This window comes from Helicobacter turcicus, from assembly GCF_019711685.1.
GTDB classification, from domain to species: Bacteria; Campylobacterota; Campylobacteria; order Campylobacterales; family Helicobacteraceae; genus Helicobacter_D; species Helicobacter_D turcicus.
This window is the reverse complement of sequence record NZ_JAIGYQ010000006.1, coordinates 14,989-31,334: the sequence shown is the minus strand read 5'-3', so window position 1 is coordinate 31,334 and position 16,346 is coordinate 14,989. Positions and strand designations below refer to the sequence as shown.

Below are 16,346 nucleotides of genomic sequence, written 5' to 3'. Positions count from 1 at the left end.
ATGCAGAGACGAGAGTTTTTAAAAAATACAGGTTTGGGTGCAGTTTCTGTGCTTGGTGCGGCGACTTTAGTAGGTTGTGGTGGTGAGAATAAAGGCGTAAGTGGAGCAACACAAAGTGCAGAAGTAACAAAAAGAGCGAGTGTGAAAATACGTCTTGCAATGACTTGGCCTATTACGTTGCCGATTTTAGCAGATACGGTGAAGCATTATGCAAAGATTGTAAATGAGCTAAGTAGTGGAAGCATTACAATTGAGATTTTTCCTGCAGGTAAGCTTGTGCCTGCACTTGGCGTCTTTGATGCAGTAAGTAGCGGACAAATTGACGCTTACCACGCTGCGCCTTATTATTGGGAGGGTAAAAATACTGCGTTTAATCTTTTTTCCGGTATTCCCTTTGGTATGATTGATAGTGAAGTTAATGCTTGGTATTTATACGGAGAGGGTATGGATTTGTGGAGAGAGATTGCAGCAAAATACAATCTTTATCCGCTCTTAGGAGGCGCGACAAGTATCCAAATGGCTGGTTGGTATAAAAAAGAAATGCTAAGCATAAAGGACTTTGAGGGCTTAAGAATTCGTATGGTTGGAATTGCAGGGCAAGTGCTTTCAAAACTTGGCGCAGCGACAAAAAGCACTCCTGGAGGTGAGATTGTTCCAAACTTAGAACGCGGTGTGCTTGATGCTGCAGAGTGGGTTTCTCCCGCATTTGATTTAAAGCTAGATATTCACAAAGTTGCACCTTATTATTATACGCCTTGGCAAGAAGCTGGTTCTATTACAGAATTTGTGTTTAACAAGCAAAAATGGGAGAGTTACCCTAAAGAAGTGCAGACGATTTTAGAGGTTGCAAGTAGGGAAGCGCATATGCAAATGACAGCTATGGGGCAGTTTTATAATGCAAAAGCTATGGAAGATTTAAAAGCACAAGGAGCGAAAGTTAGGACTTTCTCTGCTGAAATCTTAGAAACATTTAAGAAAACACTTGCTGTCGTGCTTGAAGAAGAGAGTGCAAAAAATCCAGATTTTGCAAAAGTGTTAGCAAGTTACCAAAGCTTCCAACAAGAGCAAAAAGTTTGGACAAATGATAGTCTAGGTGCGTATTTAAATATTAGATAATTTAACTACTTTTCTATATTATTCCAAAGGCTTCAAAGTAATTCTGCTTTTGGAATCTCTTTAAGAGCATAAAATTAGAGTGCAAATTTTAATGCCATTTTGAACTAAGAAATAACTGAAGCAGTATCTTTATATCGTGTGATCTAGCAAATGAAAATCGGAATGATAAATGATTTAAAAACGCAGATTAAGAATATTGGCGTATCACGGATAATAAATATTTTAAAGCTTTAATGCTTTTTAATATTTTTTAGTAGGGGTGATATCTTAAAATTATTTTTTATTTTTCTAAGCTTTTAGTATTTTTTTTATTTGATAAATTGAAAGTTTGGATTCTGCGCTACTAGTAATTTGGTTAGAAATTATGTAAAAATAAAATTTATTTGTAATTTGAAATCAAAAAATATTTTGTTAAAAAGAGTTTTTTCAAGGCTAAGAAATTTTGAGGATTTTAAGAAGTGGTGCGGAAAAGAGGACTTGAACCTCCATGCCTTGCGGCGCCAGATCCTAAGTCTGGTGCGTCTGCCAGTTTCGCCATTTCCGCAAAAAGATAGGGCGAAATTATACTACAATAAACTTAAAATTACTTGAGAGATTGCAGTTTGGTAAAGTCTAGCGTGTTTTTTGGAAATTGCATACTAATGCAGTGTAAGCTCCCGTGTTGGCGGATTAATACAGAGCAATCAATAGGAATCACTTTGTGTTTTGGGCAAGCTTTTTGTAGGACGTGAATGGCTAGGGCATCGTTTTTATCCTTATAAATTGGCAATAAAATCGCACCATTAATAAAAAGAAAGTTTGCATAAGTTGCTGGTAAGCGTTCCTTGTCATAGTATTTTGACGCAGTGAAAGGGAGTTTTACAAGTTTAAAGGGTTTATTTTTTAGATTTCGTAGTGCTTTGAGTTCGCATTCCATTTTACATAAAGCTTTGTAGTGTTCATCGTTTTTGTCCTTGCAAGCAATGTAGGCAATGGTGTTTGGTGTGATAAAGCGCGCAAGTGTATCAATATGGCTATCGGTGTCATCGCCAATTAAATATCCAGAATCTAGCCATAAGATTTTTTGGACCCCTAAATCATTTTTTAGGATTTTTTCTAGTTGTAATTTGGAGTAGAAAGGGTTGCGGTTCCGCTCTAAAAGACATTGCGTATTTGTGAGCAAGATTCCATTACCATTGCACTCAATGCTACCACCCTCTAAGATGAGTTTTTTGGTTTTGACACGTTTTAGGATTCCTAGTTTATGTAGTTTGTGCGTGATTTGATTATCAAAGTTGGAAGCAAATTTTAGTCCCCAACCATTAAATCCATAATCTAGCACGTAGTTTTTGCCATTTTTTGAAATTGTGATTCCGCTAAAATCACGTGCCCAAGTATCATTGCTTGGCATTTCAATACAATATAAACGCTCTAAAAGTGTGAAATCAATCCTTTTAGCTGTGCAATAGTTTTCAATAATTTTTAGTGTTTCTTTTTTGGAATCACACACTAAAAGACAAGATTCTACTTGTAAAATCTCTACAATGATTGCGCAATAGACTTGACGCACTTCCTCTAAATACGGCTTCCAATCGGATTTTGCATGGGGAAAGGATAAAAGGATTCCATCTTGGGCTTCCCATTCTGCATAAAATTTTTTCATTATCTCTACTCTTTTTAAAAAAGATGACGATATTATTACATAAAATTTTTGTTATGGAGGGAAGTATGGCAATAGAATCTTTAAAGGACTCAGTAAATTATATGCAGGATTTGCAAAATGCAATGTCCTCAAGTCCGCTAGAAAAAGATACAACAAGCGCACAAGAGCGTGAAAAAAATATCAAAGAAGCTGCTGGAAAGGTTGATGCAAAGTCTTTGATGACAAGTTATGTTATAGAATTTCAGATGAGTGTTAATATCTCTGTTTCTACAAATATTGGAGGACAAGGTAGCACAATAGGTGGAATCGGAAATGCACTAACTAATCCCGAGCGTTTAAATAGTATTATTAATGGCTTGGATTTGAATTCTATTGGTTACAATGGTAAGCCTTTAAACGAGCTTACGCAAGATGAGGCTAAAGCGTTAGTTAGTGATGATGGTTTTTTTGGCATTCCTAAAACTTCTGATAGAATTGCAGACTTTGTGTTGGCAGGTGCAGGCGATGATATAGAGAAGTTAAAGGCTGGGCGTGAAGGTATTTTAAGGGGTTATAAACAAGCAGAAAGAGCTTGGGGTGGTGAGCTTCCAGAAATCAGTCAGAAGACTTTAGAAAGAGCTTTAGAAAAAGTAGATAAAAAACTAGCAAATCTTGGAGTAAATGTTTTAGATACGAATGCGTAAGGGAAGTTTTGCAAAATCTTATCTTAAGTATTGAAAGCAGTTGTGATGATAGTTCTATTGCGCTAACTGCAATAAATACCTATAATTTAATCTTTCATCAAAAAATTTCACAAGAAATACAACACAGCGCCTTTGGCGGTGTTGTCCCAGAGCTTGCAAGTCGTCTGCACGCAGAATCTCTTCCGATAATCTTAGAAAAGACAAAACCTTATTTAAACGCGCTCAAAGCCATTGCGGTAACAAATGAGCCGGGCTTAAATGTAACATTATTAGAAGGTGTAATGATGGCAAAAACGTTAAGCTATGCGCTAAATTTGCCCTTAATTGGCGTAAATCACCTAAAAGGACATTTGTATTCTTTATTTTTGGAATCAGAAGCGGTTTTTCCACTCGGTGCTTTGCTTGTTTCTGGTGGGCACACAATGCTATTAGAAGCAGAAAATTTTAAGAAAATTAACATTAGAGCACAAAGTTTAGATGATAGTTTTGGGGAAAGTTTTGACAAGGTTGCAAAAATGCTATCTTTAGGTTATCCGGGAGGTCCGATTGTGGAATCCTATGCAAAGAAAGGGGTTGCTAGGTTTGAGTTACCCGTTCCTTTGTATAATAAAAAACAACTTGCTTTTAGTTTTTCGGGACTTAAAAATGCCGTGCGTTTAGAGATTGAGGCGAATATTTCTTTGAATGATGATTTTAGGGCAGATTTGTGTGCAAGTTTTCAGAAAAGTGCAATTGCGCATTTATTGCAAAAATGTAAGATTTTTTTTGAGGAAAATGCGAAAAATCCTAAGGGTTGGAGGCACTTTGGAGTGGTTGGTGGAGCAAGTGCAAATTTGGTTTTACGAGAGAGTTTGCAAGTAATGTGTAACTTTTATGATGTGCAATTATTGTTAGCACCTTTGGAGTTTTGTTCGGATAATGCTGCGATGATTGGGCGTGTAGCGGTAGAATCTTATAAGCATGAGGAATTTAGCAGAATTGAATCTTTACAAACGCGTCCAAGAATTAATGTGTTTTAATGTTAAATTTAGTTTGAATATTTAATAATTGAAGCCTAAAATTTTTAATAAATTGAAGGAAAATAATATGGCAACTTTTAAAGGAAATGCGGTAACACTAGCAGGTAAGTCGGTAAATGTTGGTGATAAAGCACCAGAAGTAAGCTTAGTGGCGGGTGATTTAAGTATAAAAAAAGTAGGTGGGGCAAGTGGTAAATTTCAGATCATTAATGTTGTGCCATCACTTGATACTGGAGTTTGTGCAACACAAACACGCAATTTTAATGAAAAAGCAGCAGCTCTTTCTAATGCAGAAGTCTTTGTAGTTTCACTTGATTTACCATTTGCGCAAGGTAGATTTTGTTCTACTGAAGGGATTGCAAATGTTACAGCCTTGAGTGATTTTAGAAACAAAGATTTTGGAAATGCTTATGGTGTGCTTCTAGCAGATTCTCCATTGGCTGGATTACTAACGCGTGCCGTATTTGTGGTTAATCCAAATGGTGAAGTTGTGCATAAAGAAATCGTTAGCGAAATCACAACAGAACCAAATTATGATGCTGCGCTAAATGCAGTAAAATAATGCAAAAAACACTGCTTTATCTCCATGGATTCCGCAGTGTTGGGCTTTGTCACAAGGGGCAGCAAATTGTTTCTTTTGCCCCAAGCTCTCTTACTCCAAATCTATCTTATGTTCCATGTTTAGCTATTGCGTATGCGGAGTCTTTAATCCAAAAGCATGGAGTGCAGAACCTTTGTCTTGTCGGTAGCTCACTTGGCGGTTATTATGCAACGTATTTAGCGCATAAATATGGAATAAAAGCTGTGCTTGTTAATCCTGTTGTGGATGCGTATGCAACTTTACTCCCAGCTATTGGTAGGGTTTTAGTATCTTATACCGGAGAGTCCTTTTTTTGGGATTTATCTTTGGTGGAGAGTTTAAAGAGGTATTATGTGGAGTGCATTCGAAGTGAGCTTTATTGTGTGCTTTTGCAAAAGGGCGATAAGGTGCTTGATTATAGAATTGCAAAAGGGCGTTTTAGGGATTGTAAATGTATAGTAGAAGAGGGTGGGTCGCACCATTTTGAAAATTTTTTAAACCAAAAAGAAACAATTCTTATGTGGGCAAACTAGAAAAATCTCTAGAGAATTTTGTATAATTTCGTATTTTAAAAAAGGAGTTACGATGAAAAAGTTTTTATTATGTTTAGGAGTTTTTGTAGCAGTGTTTGCTTCAAGTGGTTGTGAAAAGCAAGAATATCAACATCCAGCACACAGAAGTGGTGCAGTAAAATAGAGCCTTAGTTGGCTTTATTTGGGATTGAATTTGAAAGTCGGTAATCCTAAGTGATAGCGGATAGCAACTAAGCGCACAATAAAACCAATAACTAAACATGTGATAATGATAGTGTTTTCATTTAAAGGAAAGTAATTTTTACTCACATAAGCACCAATTACATATAAACTACCAATAAGTAAAGAAATGCTTGCATAAAGCTCTTTTTGTAATACAAGTGGAATTCTAGCGCAGAATATATCACGCAAAATCCCTCCAAACACCCCTGTAATAATTGCTCCAGCAACCGCCATTGAACCGCTAGGATGCAAGTCTAGACCGATGCGTGCTCCAATGATACTAAACACAGCAAGTCCAAGTGCATCAAGCACTAAAAAAGTGCGTTCAAAACGTGCTACAAAATATGGAATTCTTGTTGTTAAAAGTGCTGCGATGCATATAATAACCAAATATTCAGGATGGGCAACCCAAGTTAGTGGATAATGTCCAAAGAGAACATCACGGATAGAACCGCCCCCAATTGCTGTTACGCATGCAATAAATAGCACGCCAAACCAATCCATATTATGTCTTCCAGCAGCAAGTGCGCCTGTCATTCCCTCTGCTGTAATGCCAATAATGTATAGGCTTGTCAGTAGCATTTTAATCCCTAAATTCTCTAAAAAGGTAACCTAAATCAACACCATTTAGGATTTTTGCATTGTATAAATATTCTAAATTTTTAGCACCTTCTATTAAATCACGACTTTTAATTCCGTGATTTATGGAAATTTTTGCTTCTAAAAACGCACTCAAATGGTCGCAATATTTTAAAAATTCACCAAAAATTGGCACTTGTGGATTTAGTGTAGCGATTTCTCTTAAAAACTCTTCTCCTAAATTCTTGCTATACACGATATTTTCACCATTTTTGTAGCGATTTTTAAATTCATTTTGTGTGTAATAAGTAATTTCTTCTGCAATGATTTTTGGGACAATATTTAAAATTTTCTCTCTAACAGCCTCTTCTTCAATCTCTTTAAGAAAAACATCAAATCCATCAACATTTTTCTTGATTGGAGAAATAATATCACGCGTTAGAATTTCGGGTAAATCGTGGAATAATCCACAAAAGAAATGTTGGATTTGCATTGTTTTTGAAAATTTCAAATCAAAACCTAAAAAATATGCACAAAGAGCAACAACTAAAGTATGCCCAAGCACTGAAGTGCAAGGAACGCGTGGTGTTTGACTCCAACGTTTTTGGAAGCGCAATTGTCCAAACATATTGACAAGTTCGCGTATGTCTTTATAAAGCACAATCTGTTTAATCCCAGCTAAGTGATAATGCTCTTGCACTTGTTTATCTATGGTATCTTTGATATTTTGCACATCATAAAGATGAGGATTAAAATGATAAATGATATCAAATTCCCATTTTGAAGCGTAATAATGTGAAGCTTTTAGAATTTCTTTTTCTATATTTTCTACTTCGCCATAGAGATAGCTACGCATTGACTCTAAGAATCCAAAACCGCTTAAATCCTCTTCTAGTTGTGCGCAGACAAAATCCACTAAAGCTTTATTGTGTTTTTGGACAAGTTTGTGAAAAACTGGAGGTTTAATGTCAGTTAAAATCACGCGTTCTAGGAATTCATAGCAAAATTGCATAATTAAGCGTTCAAAATCAATCTCTGTGCTATTTTCTAGCATTTCATAATGGGCAAGTAAATAGGCAATAACGATTTTATGTGCTTGTTTATCAAGCTCTAGAAGCTCCACAGGCGTGGCTTGATCATTCCATCGTCTAATGTTTGCTGCGACAAAAATTTTATGTAAAAGTGGGAAGTTTAGAGTGGGTTTTTTAGCTTTAGATTCCATAGTTTTCCTAAATTTTTATACGATTATACCAAATTATATTTGTCTTTATTTGCTTTTTGTTAATCAAACTCAAGGGCAGTTTAGGTAAAATGTCGAGCTAATTTAATTTTTTGGAGAAATGAATGCACATAGCACAAAAGCTTATAAAAAGTGTGATTGAAGGATTCTGTAATTTTTGGGTAACAATTGTTTTGTTGATTGCTTATGGTAGTGCATGTGGCGTTGCGACTTTTGTAGAAAATGATTATGGAACTCCAAGCGCTAAAGCTTTAGTGTATAGCACACAGTGGTTTGATTTGCTCCATTTGTTGCTTGTATTGAATCTCATAGGCGTTTTATTTTTTTCAAGAGCATTGCAGCGCAAAAAATACGCTTCGTTTTTGTTTCATTTTTCTTTAGTTGTAATTTTTATAGGGGCAGCAATCACGCGTTATTATGGTTTTGAGGGTGTCATGCATATCCGTGAAGGAGAGCAGAGCAATACAATAGAATCACAAGATGAGTTTATTACGATTTTAGCAAAAGTTGATGAGAAGCTCTATCGCGCATTTTTTCCTACAACAATCACACCTTTAGTGCAAAAGCGATTCCAACAAAATCTACCCTTTGAAGATGGGAATTTGGAAGTGCAATATGTGGATTTTATCCCAGCAAAAGATAAGATAGATGCGGACAGATTGAAAGTAAAGGTTAGTTTTAAGGGTGAGAGCAAAGAGTTGGAAATAGTGAAAAATGCTGGGTTAGAGAAAGTTATGCCTTTTATGCTAGGTGGTAAGAAGTTTGCACTAGAATGGGGAAGTCGCACAATTGTCTTGCCCTTTTCAATTGCATTAAAAGATTTTCAACTAGAACGTTATGCAGGTTCAATGAGTCCATCTTCGTATGCTTCTGAAGTTGCAATAATGGATCCGCTTAATGATGAGGAAAAACCTTATCGTATTTATATGAATAATGTTCTAGATTATGGTGGATATCGCTTTTTTCAATCCTCTTATGATATGGATGAGCAAGGAACGATTTTATCAGTGAATAGGGATTTAGGCAAGATTCCAACCTACATTGGCTATGCAATGCTAACTTTTGGATTATTGTGGGCAATGTTTGCAAAAAATGGGCGTTTTTATCGCTTAGGGCAGTATCTAAAAACACAAAACCTTATACTTGCTTTTGCTTTTTGTTTTGGAATATTAAATACGATTCCATTGCAGGCGACTCCACAAATGATAAATCAGCAAACGCAAGAAAATCAGCAGGTTAAAAAAGAGGCAGAGATAGACAAAACGGAGCAAGTTAAAAAATCTCATAGCACTCAAAACCCTCATAATAATGAGATGTTTGAGATTCCACCCATTACAACAGAGAGCATTTTGGATTTAATTAAAAATCTAAAAGAAAAGAGCGACGCACATACACAGAAATTTGGGCGTTTAATTGTGCAAGATTTTGGCGGGAGAATGAAGCCTTTGGACACTTTAGCGATGGAATATGTGCATAAAATGACAAAAAAAGATGGCTTTTTGGGGCTTAATAATATGGAACTTTTTGTTGGAATGATGGTGTATCCTAATGAATTTAAAAAAGTCAAGATGTTAGCTCTCTCTACACCAAAATTAAAGGAAATTATTGGGGTGAATAAGAGTGAGAAATATGTTGCTTTTGAGGATTTATTTGCGAATAACACTTATAAGCTTACTAATTTTCTTGAAGAAGCAAATCGTAAAAAGCCAGCAATGCGTGATAAATTCGATAAAGATGTGATTAGTCTTGATGAGCGAGTGAATGCAGCGTATTTGGTTTATACTGCGCAAAATCTTAAGATTCTACCAGATTTTAGTAAGGAAAGTGATAAGTGGTTTACACCTAGTGAGGCGATTGCAAGTTTTGATAAAGAAAATGCCGAACAGCTTCAAAAGCTCTTTAGCGCGTATTTTAATAGCTTTCACTTTGGACTTGTAGAGAATAACTGGGAGAATGCGGACTTAGTTGTAGAAGCTTTAAACGGAATCCAAAATAAGTTTGGGTCAGATTTGATTCCTCCAAAGTTGCAGATTGATTTGGAGATTTTTTTAAATCATTATAACTTATTTGAAAACCTAATGCCACTTTATATTTGTTTTGGAATTTTGCTTTTTACAATTGTTTTAGTGCAGATTTTTAGGCATAAAAGTGTAGATATTTTACCCAGTCGTATTGTGCATTGGATTATTGCACTTTTAGTGCTTACGCATACAATTGCGCTAGGTTTGCGTTGGTATGTAGGAGGACATGCGCCATGGAGCAATGCGTATGAATCTATGATTTATATTGCGTGGGCAGCTGGAATTTCTGGAGTTGTATTCTTTAAGAAAAGTTATCTGGCTCAAAGTATGGCAAGTTTTCTAGCAGGCATCTCTTTATTTGTGGCACATCTTGGCTTTATGGACCCGCAAATTGGAAATCTAGTTCCTGTATTAAAATCTTATTGGTTGAATATTCATGTTTCAATCATTACGGCAAGTTATGGATTTTTGGGACTTTGCTTTATGCTTGGGGCATTAACTCTTGTGCTATTTATCTTTAGAAGTCCAAAATATCCAGAGTTAGACCGCACGATTCTAACTTTGCATACCATTAATGAAATGGCGATGATTTTGGGGCTTGCAATGCTAACAGTTGGGAACTTCTTAGGTGGTGTGTGGGCTAATGAATCTTGGGGTCGCTATTGGGGCTGGGATCCAAAAGAAACTTGGGCATTAATTTCTATTGTAGTGTATGCTATTGTGCTTCATATACGCTTTATTCCTAAGGGGAATAATCCTTATGTGTTCGCTACGCTTAGTGTGGTGGCGTTTTATTCTATTTTGATGACTTATTTTGGGGTGAATTTTTATCTTTCGGGATTGCATTCTTATGCTGCTGGAGACCCATTACCGATTCCTGTATTTTTGTATTATTTTGTTGCTATTACGATTTTACTGATTGTTTTAGCTGCAAGAAAAGGGGATTTACCAGCACCAAAATTACCTTAAAAGAGATTATAAGCTTAAAGTAAAGAATAAATAAAGGTAATTCTTTGTAATTTAAGAGTTAATTTTCTAAATTTTTGATATAATCTAAGCTTATTTTGAAATTTAAATTAAAGGCATTAAGGGCAGTTTTTATGTCGCAAATTATTGGAATCAAAGCAAATGGTGTACTTTATGATACACAAAGTGCTGAGGAGTTGGGAATAAATGGAGATCCAATTTATTTTGACAATTCTGAAGACGCTTTGTCTATTATGCGCCACACTTGTGCACATCTAATGGCAGAAGCACTAAAAGCACTTTATCCCAAAGTGCAGTTTTTTGTAGGTCCTGTAGTGGAGGAGGGATTTTACTACGATTTTCGCGTGAACCATAAAATTAGTGAAGAGGATTTAAATGCGATTGAAGCAAAGATGAAAGAAATTGCTAAAAAGGGTGAAAAAATAGTCAAGTATTATCTAACGCGCGAAGAAGCTATACAAAAATTTCAAAATGATGACTTAAAACAAGCAGTAATTAGCAGGATTCCATTAGGCGATGGGAGATTAAGCATCTACACGCAAGGTGAATTTGAAGATCTTTGCCGTGGTCCACATTTGCCCACATTAAAATTATTAAATGCTTTTAAGCTCACAAAAGTTGCAGGGGCATATTTAGGGGGTGATGAAAAAGCAGAAATGCTAACTAGGATTTATGGAATTGCATTTGCAGATAAGGAGAGTTTAAATCAATATTTACGCCAATTAGAAGAAGCAAAGAAGCGTGACCATAGAAAAGTTGGTGTAGAAATGGAACTCTTTGCTTTTGACGAAGAAATTGGTGCTGGGTTGCCAATTTGGTTGCCAAAAGGGGCTAGACTTAGGCGCAATCTTGAAAATCTCTTGACCCAAGCTTTAATTGAGCGCGGTTATGAGCCTGTGCGGGGTCCTGAGATTTTAAAAAGTGCAGTGTGGAAAACAAGTGGGCATTATGCAAATTATGGAGAAAATATGTATTTCACGACCATTGATGAAGTGGAGTATGGAATCAAACCAATGAATTGTGTTGGGCATATTAAAGTGTATCAAAACTCCTTGCGTAGCTATCGTGAGTTACCTTTGCGATTTTATGAATACGGTGTGGTGCATCGTCATGAGAAGAGTGGAGTATTGCATGGATTATTGCGTGTGAGAGAATTTACACAAGATGATGCACATATTTTCTGTCGTCCAAATCAAATAGCAAGTGAAGTTGAGAGCATTATTGATTTTACGCAAAACATTATGAATGCTTTTGGTTTTAGTTATGAAATGGAGATTTCAACAAAACCTGAAAAATCTATTGGAAGTGATAGGATTTGGGAAGAAGCAACGCAAGCGCTAAAAAAGGCACTAGAGGGCTGTGGAATTGCTTATAAAATTGATAGAGGCGGTGGAGCTTTTTATGGTCCAAAAATTGATATTAAGATTACCGATGCAATTGGTAGAAAATGGCAATGTGGAACTGTGCAAATTGATATGAATTTGCCCGAACGCTTTGGATTAACTTATATTGATGAAAATGACAGCACACAGCAACCTGTGATGATTCATAGAGCAATTTTAGGAAGTTTTGAACGTTTTGTAGCGATTTTAACAGAGCATTTTGGTGGAGAATTTCCATTTTTTGTTGCTCCAACACAAGTGATTATTATCCCAATCAGTGAAGCACAACACATATATGCGAAGGAATTGCGCAATGCTTTGCTAAAAGTTGGCGTATATGCAGAAATTGAGGGTAAAAATGAAACGCTTAATAAGCGTATTCGTAGTGCAGAGAAACAAAGAGTGCCGATGATTGCAGTTTTAGGAGCTAAAGAGATGAAAGAGAGATTTGTTGCAGTCCGTGATCGTCGCCTAAAAGAGCAGTCAAATGTAAGTTTTGAATCTTTTATAACATTAACTAAGGAGAAAATGCGTGAGGTTAGCTTTTGAGTAAAAATGATAATGTAATCCTAAATGAGGATATTGATTTTCCGCAAGTGCGTTGTATAGGTGATGATGGTGAGCAGTATGGTTTATTAAGCTCAGAGGAAGCTCTAAAGATTGCAGATAGTAAAGGGCTTGACTTAGTGTTAATTGCGCCAGATGCGAAACCTCCTGTGTGTAAGATTATGGATTATGGAAAATTCCGTTATCAACAAGAGAAAAAGCAAAAAGAGGCTAAAAAAAAGCAAAAGCAAATTGAAGTTAAAGAGATTAAGCTTTCTGTAAAGATTGCAGACAATGATATAAATTATAAAGTAAAGCATGCTAAAGAGTTTTTGCAGGAAAACAAGCATGTGCGATTCCGTGTTTTTTTGCGTGGAAGAGAAGTTAGTGAGCCACAAGTAGGCTTTGAGGTGTTAAACAAAGTTGCAGCAATGCTAGAAGATGTTGCGAATATAGAAAGAGATTTCAAAGTTGAAGGGCGTTATGTGAATATGCTTGTAACGCCAAAAAAATAATTTATCTTATTGAAAGGAGAATAGTGATGCCAAAGATGAAAACAAATCGTGGTGCAGCGAAAAGATTTAAATTAAAGAAAAATCTTATTAAGCGTGGTTCTGCGTTTAAGAGTCATATTTTAACCAAAAAACGTCCTAGAAAAATCGCAAATCTTAACGCACCAAAATATGTGCATGATGCCAATATTGAATCTGTTAAAAAAATGCTTTGTATGGCATAGGTTAGAGGTTTCATACATTTAAGTATGTCATTCCCCTAAATTTAGGGTAAGTTTGGTAGAAATACCACACCACAATATGGTAAAGGATATAAAATGGCAAGAGTAAAAACAGGTGTAGTCCGCAGGAGACGTCATAAAAAAGTTTTAAAGTTAGCACGTGGTTTTTATAGTGCAAGACATAAGCATTTTAGAAAAGCTAAAGAGCAATTAGAAAGAAGCTTATGTTACGCATTCCGTGATAGAAAACAAAAGAAGAGAGATTTTAGAAAACTTTGGATTGTGAGAATTAATGCTGCTTGTAGAATTAATGCAATCAGTTATTCAAGATTTATGTTTGGTCTTAAAAAAGCAGGTATTGCGTTAGATAGAAAAATCTTGGCAGATATTGCAATGCATGAACCGGTTGCATTTGCAAAGATTGTTGAAAGCGCAAAAAAAGCATTGTAATTTTGGTTTTTGAGATTCTTTAAGGAGTCTCTTGAACCTTTTGAAATTATGATATTAATCTTAATTTTGAAGGGTTTGTATGCGATTTTTTAGTTTTGTTTTTTTATGTGTTATAGTGCTTATTCCAGTTAGTGCAGAGACGCTCATTAAACAGCGGTTGAGTGTCGCCGTTGATGTTACTCCTACGCAGTATTCTAGCAATATTACAATTACTGCTTCTAAAGAACTTCAAAAATTAAAAACATTGAGTGTTGAAAATAAAAATGCAATCATTAAGACTTTTAATGCAATTAATGATTCTTTGGGGAATGATAGCATTTGTAAAGGGGGAAGTTTTGCGATAAATCCCTCATATTATTATAAAGATGGAAAGAAAATTCAAGAAGGATTTGAGACAAATTTTGCCTTACATTGTGAATTTAAGGAATCTAAAAAGCAAGAATTTAACGCGATTTTAGAGAATATTGAAGCAGAGGTTTCCAAAAATCCTTTTTTAATGTTTGCATTTCCTAGTGTGGATTTAAATGTGAGTGATGTGGATTTTCAAAAAAGTGATTCTGTGCTTAATGTAAAGCTTTTAAATCTTGCTTTAGAGAAGGCAAACGAGTATGGGAAGCTTACTAAAAAGAAATGTTCTATCAAGGAGATTACGCTAGGCGATTTGGGTAATGTTGATGTGGTTGCTCTAAGGGAGTCGCGTTTAATGCAAAGTGCTAAAAATACATTAGAGGATATTAGCTTACCAAGCGCAAAAGATGCACAAAAGAATTTATGGGGTAATGTGGTATTTAGTTGCAAATAAGAGCGTTAAGATTTTGGAATCCAAAAAGCCAAAAGCTCAAAATGGATTCCGCATAAGAATAAAAGATTTAAGCCCCTAAGAGTTTTCTAAACTGCATTGCATTTAATAAGATATCTTCTTTAAATGTCTCGGTGTTTTCTTTAAAATTACTAGGATTAAAGAGCAAGCGGTTGATTTCTTTATAACTTGTTTCAAAATGCTCTAGCAAGGATTCTACGAGATTGTTTGTTAGTTTGGAATCATTTTTGTTTGCATTAGCTCTATTTTCATTTATTTGGAATTTTTCAAAGCTATCCTCAAGTTTTACCCACATTCGTGATAGCTCGAAACTTACACCATTTTTACCACTTTGTAAGGAGCTTATGCTCATAGAAATATTTACTTCAAGGTTAGAGATTTGTGCAAAACTAATGTTACTCTTATTTAGGATTCCATTTAAAATTCCATTCTCAAGATTTCCTAGAAAACCTTGACTCCTTGTATTTAAGTTGTATGCATTTCCTTGAATAAATGTCATTTGAGTGCTTTGGAAGCTAGTATTTGCACCATAAGCTTTGTTTGCAAGAATCTGTGCAAGTTTGCTTTGTCCTAAAATCATATCATTTTGTGCTTGGTTTTCTAAAGCATTGTTTTTAATTTGTTCAGAAACTAAGTCAATGTGATGAATTTTTCCGCTGTTACCATTTTCAAATAAAAAATCTGCACTTTTGCGTTTAATCCCTAATAAATTACCTTTTTCTCCGTGCATAAGCTCTTCACTTTCTTGCGGATTTAGATAAATCACACCTATGCCTTTTTCGCCAAGTCCTACAAGTCTGCCCTCACCATTGCCATCAGGTGTCCAAATTCTTAGTTTGTCATAGATAGGATCTTCTTTATCAATTTTTCCGTCTTTATTGGAATCATAAATGCTTAAATCCTTGAATCCATCTCCGCTTTTTGTTCCAAAAAGCTCATTGCCATCGTTGATTTTGCCATCGTTATTTTTATCTAGTGCTAGGAATCCTGAACCTTTTTTAAGTGTTGCAATCTGATTTGGTGTGCCATCACTATCTAAGTCAAAGTGCATTTTCACATCACTAAGTTCTGTTCCATTGCCATCATAATCGATTACAAGCGGATCAATGATATTTTTGTTTGGAGTTTGTGCTATACCTTGTGTGTTATTGCTGGTTCCATTGATTTGAAGATTTTGCACAAAACTTTGCGAAATTCCAATATTAATATCTAGCTGTTTCTTTGTGCCATCATTTGCAAAAATTGTTCCTTGAATAGAAACTTGCAAGGATTGTGAAAATCCTTGTGAAATGCTAATCCCGCTCCCTAATATTTTCTGCTCTAAACGCGTATTTAATAGGGATTCCACACTTAAATTAAGAGTTTGAGAATTACTAGAGGAATTGCTAGGTTTAAGCCCAAAAACTTCTTCCCACATTTTTAACATTTCCTCTTTAATTTGAGAAACTTTTTCTAATGCATTATCAATAATAACTTTTTGAAAATCATTTAAATGCCCTTTATTTAGGGAACTATTAGAGATGACTTCTGAAGTTTGCCCATTAGCATCCTTATCAATGTTAGATTGTGGAATGCTATTTGCTTTTGTATTTATAGTCTCTTCTTTGGGATTTTTTTGATTTACACTTAAATGCATGGTGGCTGAAGTGTGTGAAAAATCAAAAGCCCGCAAGGAAGAGAAATTGATGCCTGTTTGCATTATTTCTCCTTTTCTATCATTTTTGTTTGACATTCACTATATCGGTAACTTTTTTAAAAACTAAACCTCTCTTACACATTTTTTCTTTATCTTT

Annotated in this window: 15 protein-coding genes and 1 tRNA gene; 11 read left to right on the top strand and 5 right to left on the bottom strand. The window is 35.3% G+C overall.

The window, feature by feature from the left end; genetic code table 11:
• Window positions 1-1,116, top strand: coding sequence for a TRAP transporter substrate-binding protein (locus K4G57_RS05270; protein WP_221532133.1), 1,116 nt, complete (start codon window positions 1-3; stop codon window positions 1,114-1,116).
• A gap of 459 nt (window positions 1,117-1,575) precedes the next feature.
• Here K4G57_RS05270 and K4G57_RS05265 read toward each other — a convergent pair.
• Together K4G57_RS05265 and K4G57_RS05260 are read right to left on the bottom strand one after the other, a co-directional pair.
• A tRNA-Leu gene (locus K4G57_RS05265) sits at window positions 1,576-1,660 on the bottom strand.
• Window positions 1,661-1,699: 39 nt separating this feature from the next.
• Window positions 1,700-2,758 carry an agmatine deiminase family protein gene (locus tag K4G57_RS05260; RefSeq protein WP_221532132.1) on the bottom strand — a complete coding sequence of 353 codons (1,059 nt, stop codon included), beginning with the start codon at window positions 2,756-2,758 and terminating at the stop codon, window positions 1,700-1,702.
• A gap of 65 nt (window positions 2,759-2,823) precedes the next feature.
• On the opposite strand from K4G57_RS05260, the gene K4G57_RS05255 reads away from it, so the two are divergent.
• The 4 genes from K4G57_RS05255 (at window position 2,824) to K4G57_RS05240 (ending at window position 5,573) form a co-directional block, all read left to right on the top strand.
• Window positions 2,824-3,441 (top strand): hydrogenase-4 component G, encoded by a 618-nt coding sequence (locus K4G57_RS05255; protein WP_236033234.1) that lies wholly within the window; start codon window positions 2,824-2,826, stop codon window positions 3,439-3,441.
• Window positions 3,442-3,449: 8 nt separating this feature from the next.
• Window positions 3,450-4,460: a tRNA (adenosine(37)-N6)-threonylcarbamoyltransferase complex transferase subunit TsaD gene (gene tsaD / locus K4G57_RS05250; protein ID WP_221532131.1), complete on the top strand. Its 1,011-nt coding sequence runs from the start codon at window positions 3,450-3,452 to the stop codon at window positions 4,458-4,460.
• A gap of 67 nt (window positions 4,461-4,527) precedes the next feature.
• Window positions 4,528-5,022 carry a thiol peroxidase gene (gene tpx, locus K4G57_RS05245; RefSeq protein ID WP_221532130.1) on the top strand — a complete coding sequence of 165 codons (495 nt, stop codon included), beginning with the start codon at window positions 4,528-4,530 and terminating at the stop codon, window positions 5,020-5,022.
• Window positions 5,022-5,573 (top strand): YqiA/YcfP family alpha/beta fold hydrolase, encoded by a 552-nt coding sequence (locus tag K4G57_RS05240; protein WP_221532129.1) that lies wholly within the window; start codon window positions 5,022-5,024, stop codon window positions 5,571-5,573. Before tpx ends, K4G57_RS05240 begins: the two co-directional genes overlap by 1 nt.
• Window positions 5,574-5,750: 177 nt before the next feature.
• On the opposite strand, the gene K4G57_RS05235 is transcribed toward K4G57_RS05240, so the two are convergent.
• The gene (locus K4G57_RS05235; protein ID WP_221532128.1) at window positions 5,751-6,377 is read right to left on the bottom strand and encodes a trimeric intracellular cation channel family protein; all 627 of its coding nucleotides are present in this window, start codon (window positions 6,375-6,377) and stop codon (window positions 5,751-5,753) included.
• Between the two features lies 1 nt (window position 6,378).
• A complete protein-coding gene (locus K4G57_RS05230) occupies window positions 6,379-7,596 on the bottom strand; it encodes an HD domain-containing protein (RefSeq protein WP_221532127.1) in 1,218 nt (405 codons plus the stop codon).
• Window positions 7,597-7,718: 122 nt separating this feature from the next.
• Here K4G57_RS05230 and K4G57_RS05225 point away from each other — a divergent pair, with 122 nt between their 5' ends.
• The 6 genes from K4G57_RS05225 (at window position 7,719) to K4G57_RS05200 (ending at window position 14,535) form a co-directional block, all read left to right on the top strand.
• Window positions 7,719-10,604 (top strand): cytochrome c biogenesis protein CcsA, encoded by a 2,886-nt coding sequence (locus tag K4G57_RS05225; RefSeq protein ID WP_221532126.1) that lies wholly within the window; start codon window positions 7,719-7,721, stop codon window positions 10,602-10,604.
• Window positions 10,605-10,735: 131 nt separating this feature from the next.
• The gene (gene thrS / locus K4G57_RS05220; protein WP_221532125.1) at window positions 10,736-12,553 is read left to right on the top strand and encodes a threonine--tRNA ligase; all 1,818 of its coding nucleotides are present in this window, start codon (window positions 10,736-10,738) and stop codon (window positions 12,551-12,553) included.
• Window positions 12,550-13,065, top strand: coding sequence for a translation initiation factor IF-3 (gene infC / locus K4G57_RS05215; protein ID WP_221532124.1), 516 nt, complete (start codon window positions 12,550-12,552; stop codon window positions 13,063-13,065). The genes thrS and infC overlap by 4 nt, the downstream gene beginning before the upstream one ends.
• A gap of 26 nt (window positions 13,066-13,091) precedes the next feature.
• Window positions 13,092-13,286 (top strand): 50S ribosomal protein L35, encoded by a 195-nt coding sequence (gene rpmI, locus K4G57_RS05210; RefSeq protein WP_005021283.1) that lies wholly within the window; start codon window positions 13,092-13,094, stop codon window positions 13,284-13,286.
• Between the two features lie 93 nt (window positions 13,287-13,379).
• The gene (gene rplT / locus K4G57_RS05205; RefSeq protein WP_221532123.1) at window positions 13,380-13,733 is read left to right on the top strand and encodes a 50S ribosomal protein L20; all 354 of its coding nucleotides are present in this window, start codon (window positions 13,380-13,382) and stop codon (window positions 13,731-13,733) included.
• Between the two features lie 79 nt (window positions 13,734-13,812).
• Window positions 13,813-14,535, top strand: coding sequence for a hypothetical protein (locus K4G57_RS05200; RefSeq protein WP_221532122.1), 723 nt, complete (start codon window positions 13,813-13,815; stop codon window positions 14,533-14,535).
• A 67-nt stretch (window positions 14,536-14,602) separates the two neighbouring features.
• On the opposite strand, the gene K4G57_RS05195 is transcribed toward K4G57_RS05200, so the two are convergent.
• Window positions 14,603-16,252: a hypothetical protein gene (locus tag K4G57_RS05195; protein ID WP_221532121.1), complete on the bottom strand. Its 1,650-nt coding sequence runs from the start codon at window positions 16,250-16,252 to the stop codon at window positions 14,603-14,605.
• Window positions 16,253-16,346: the final 94 nt, after the last annotated feature.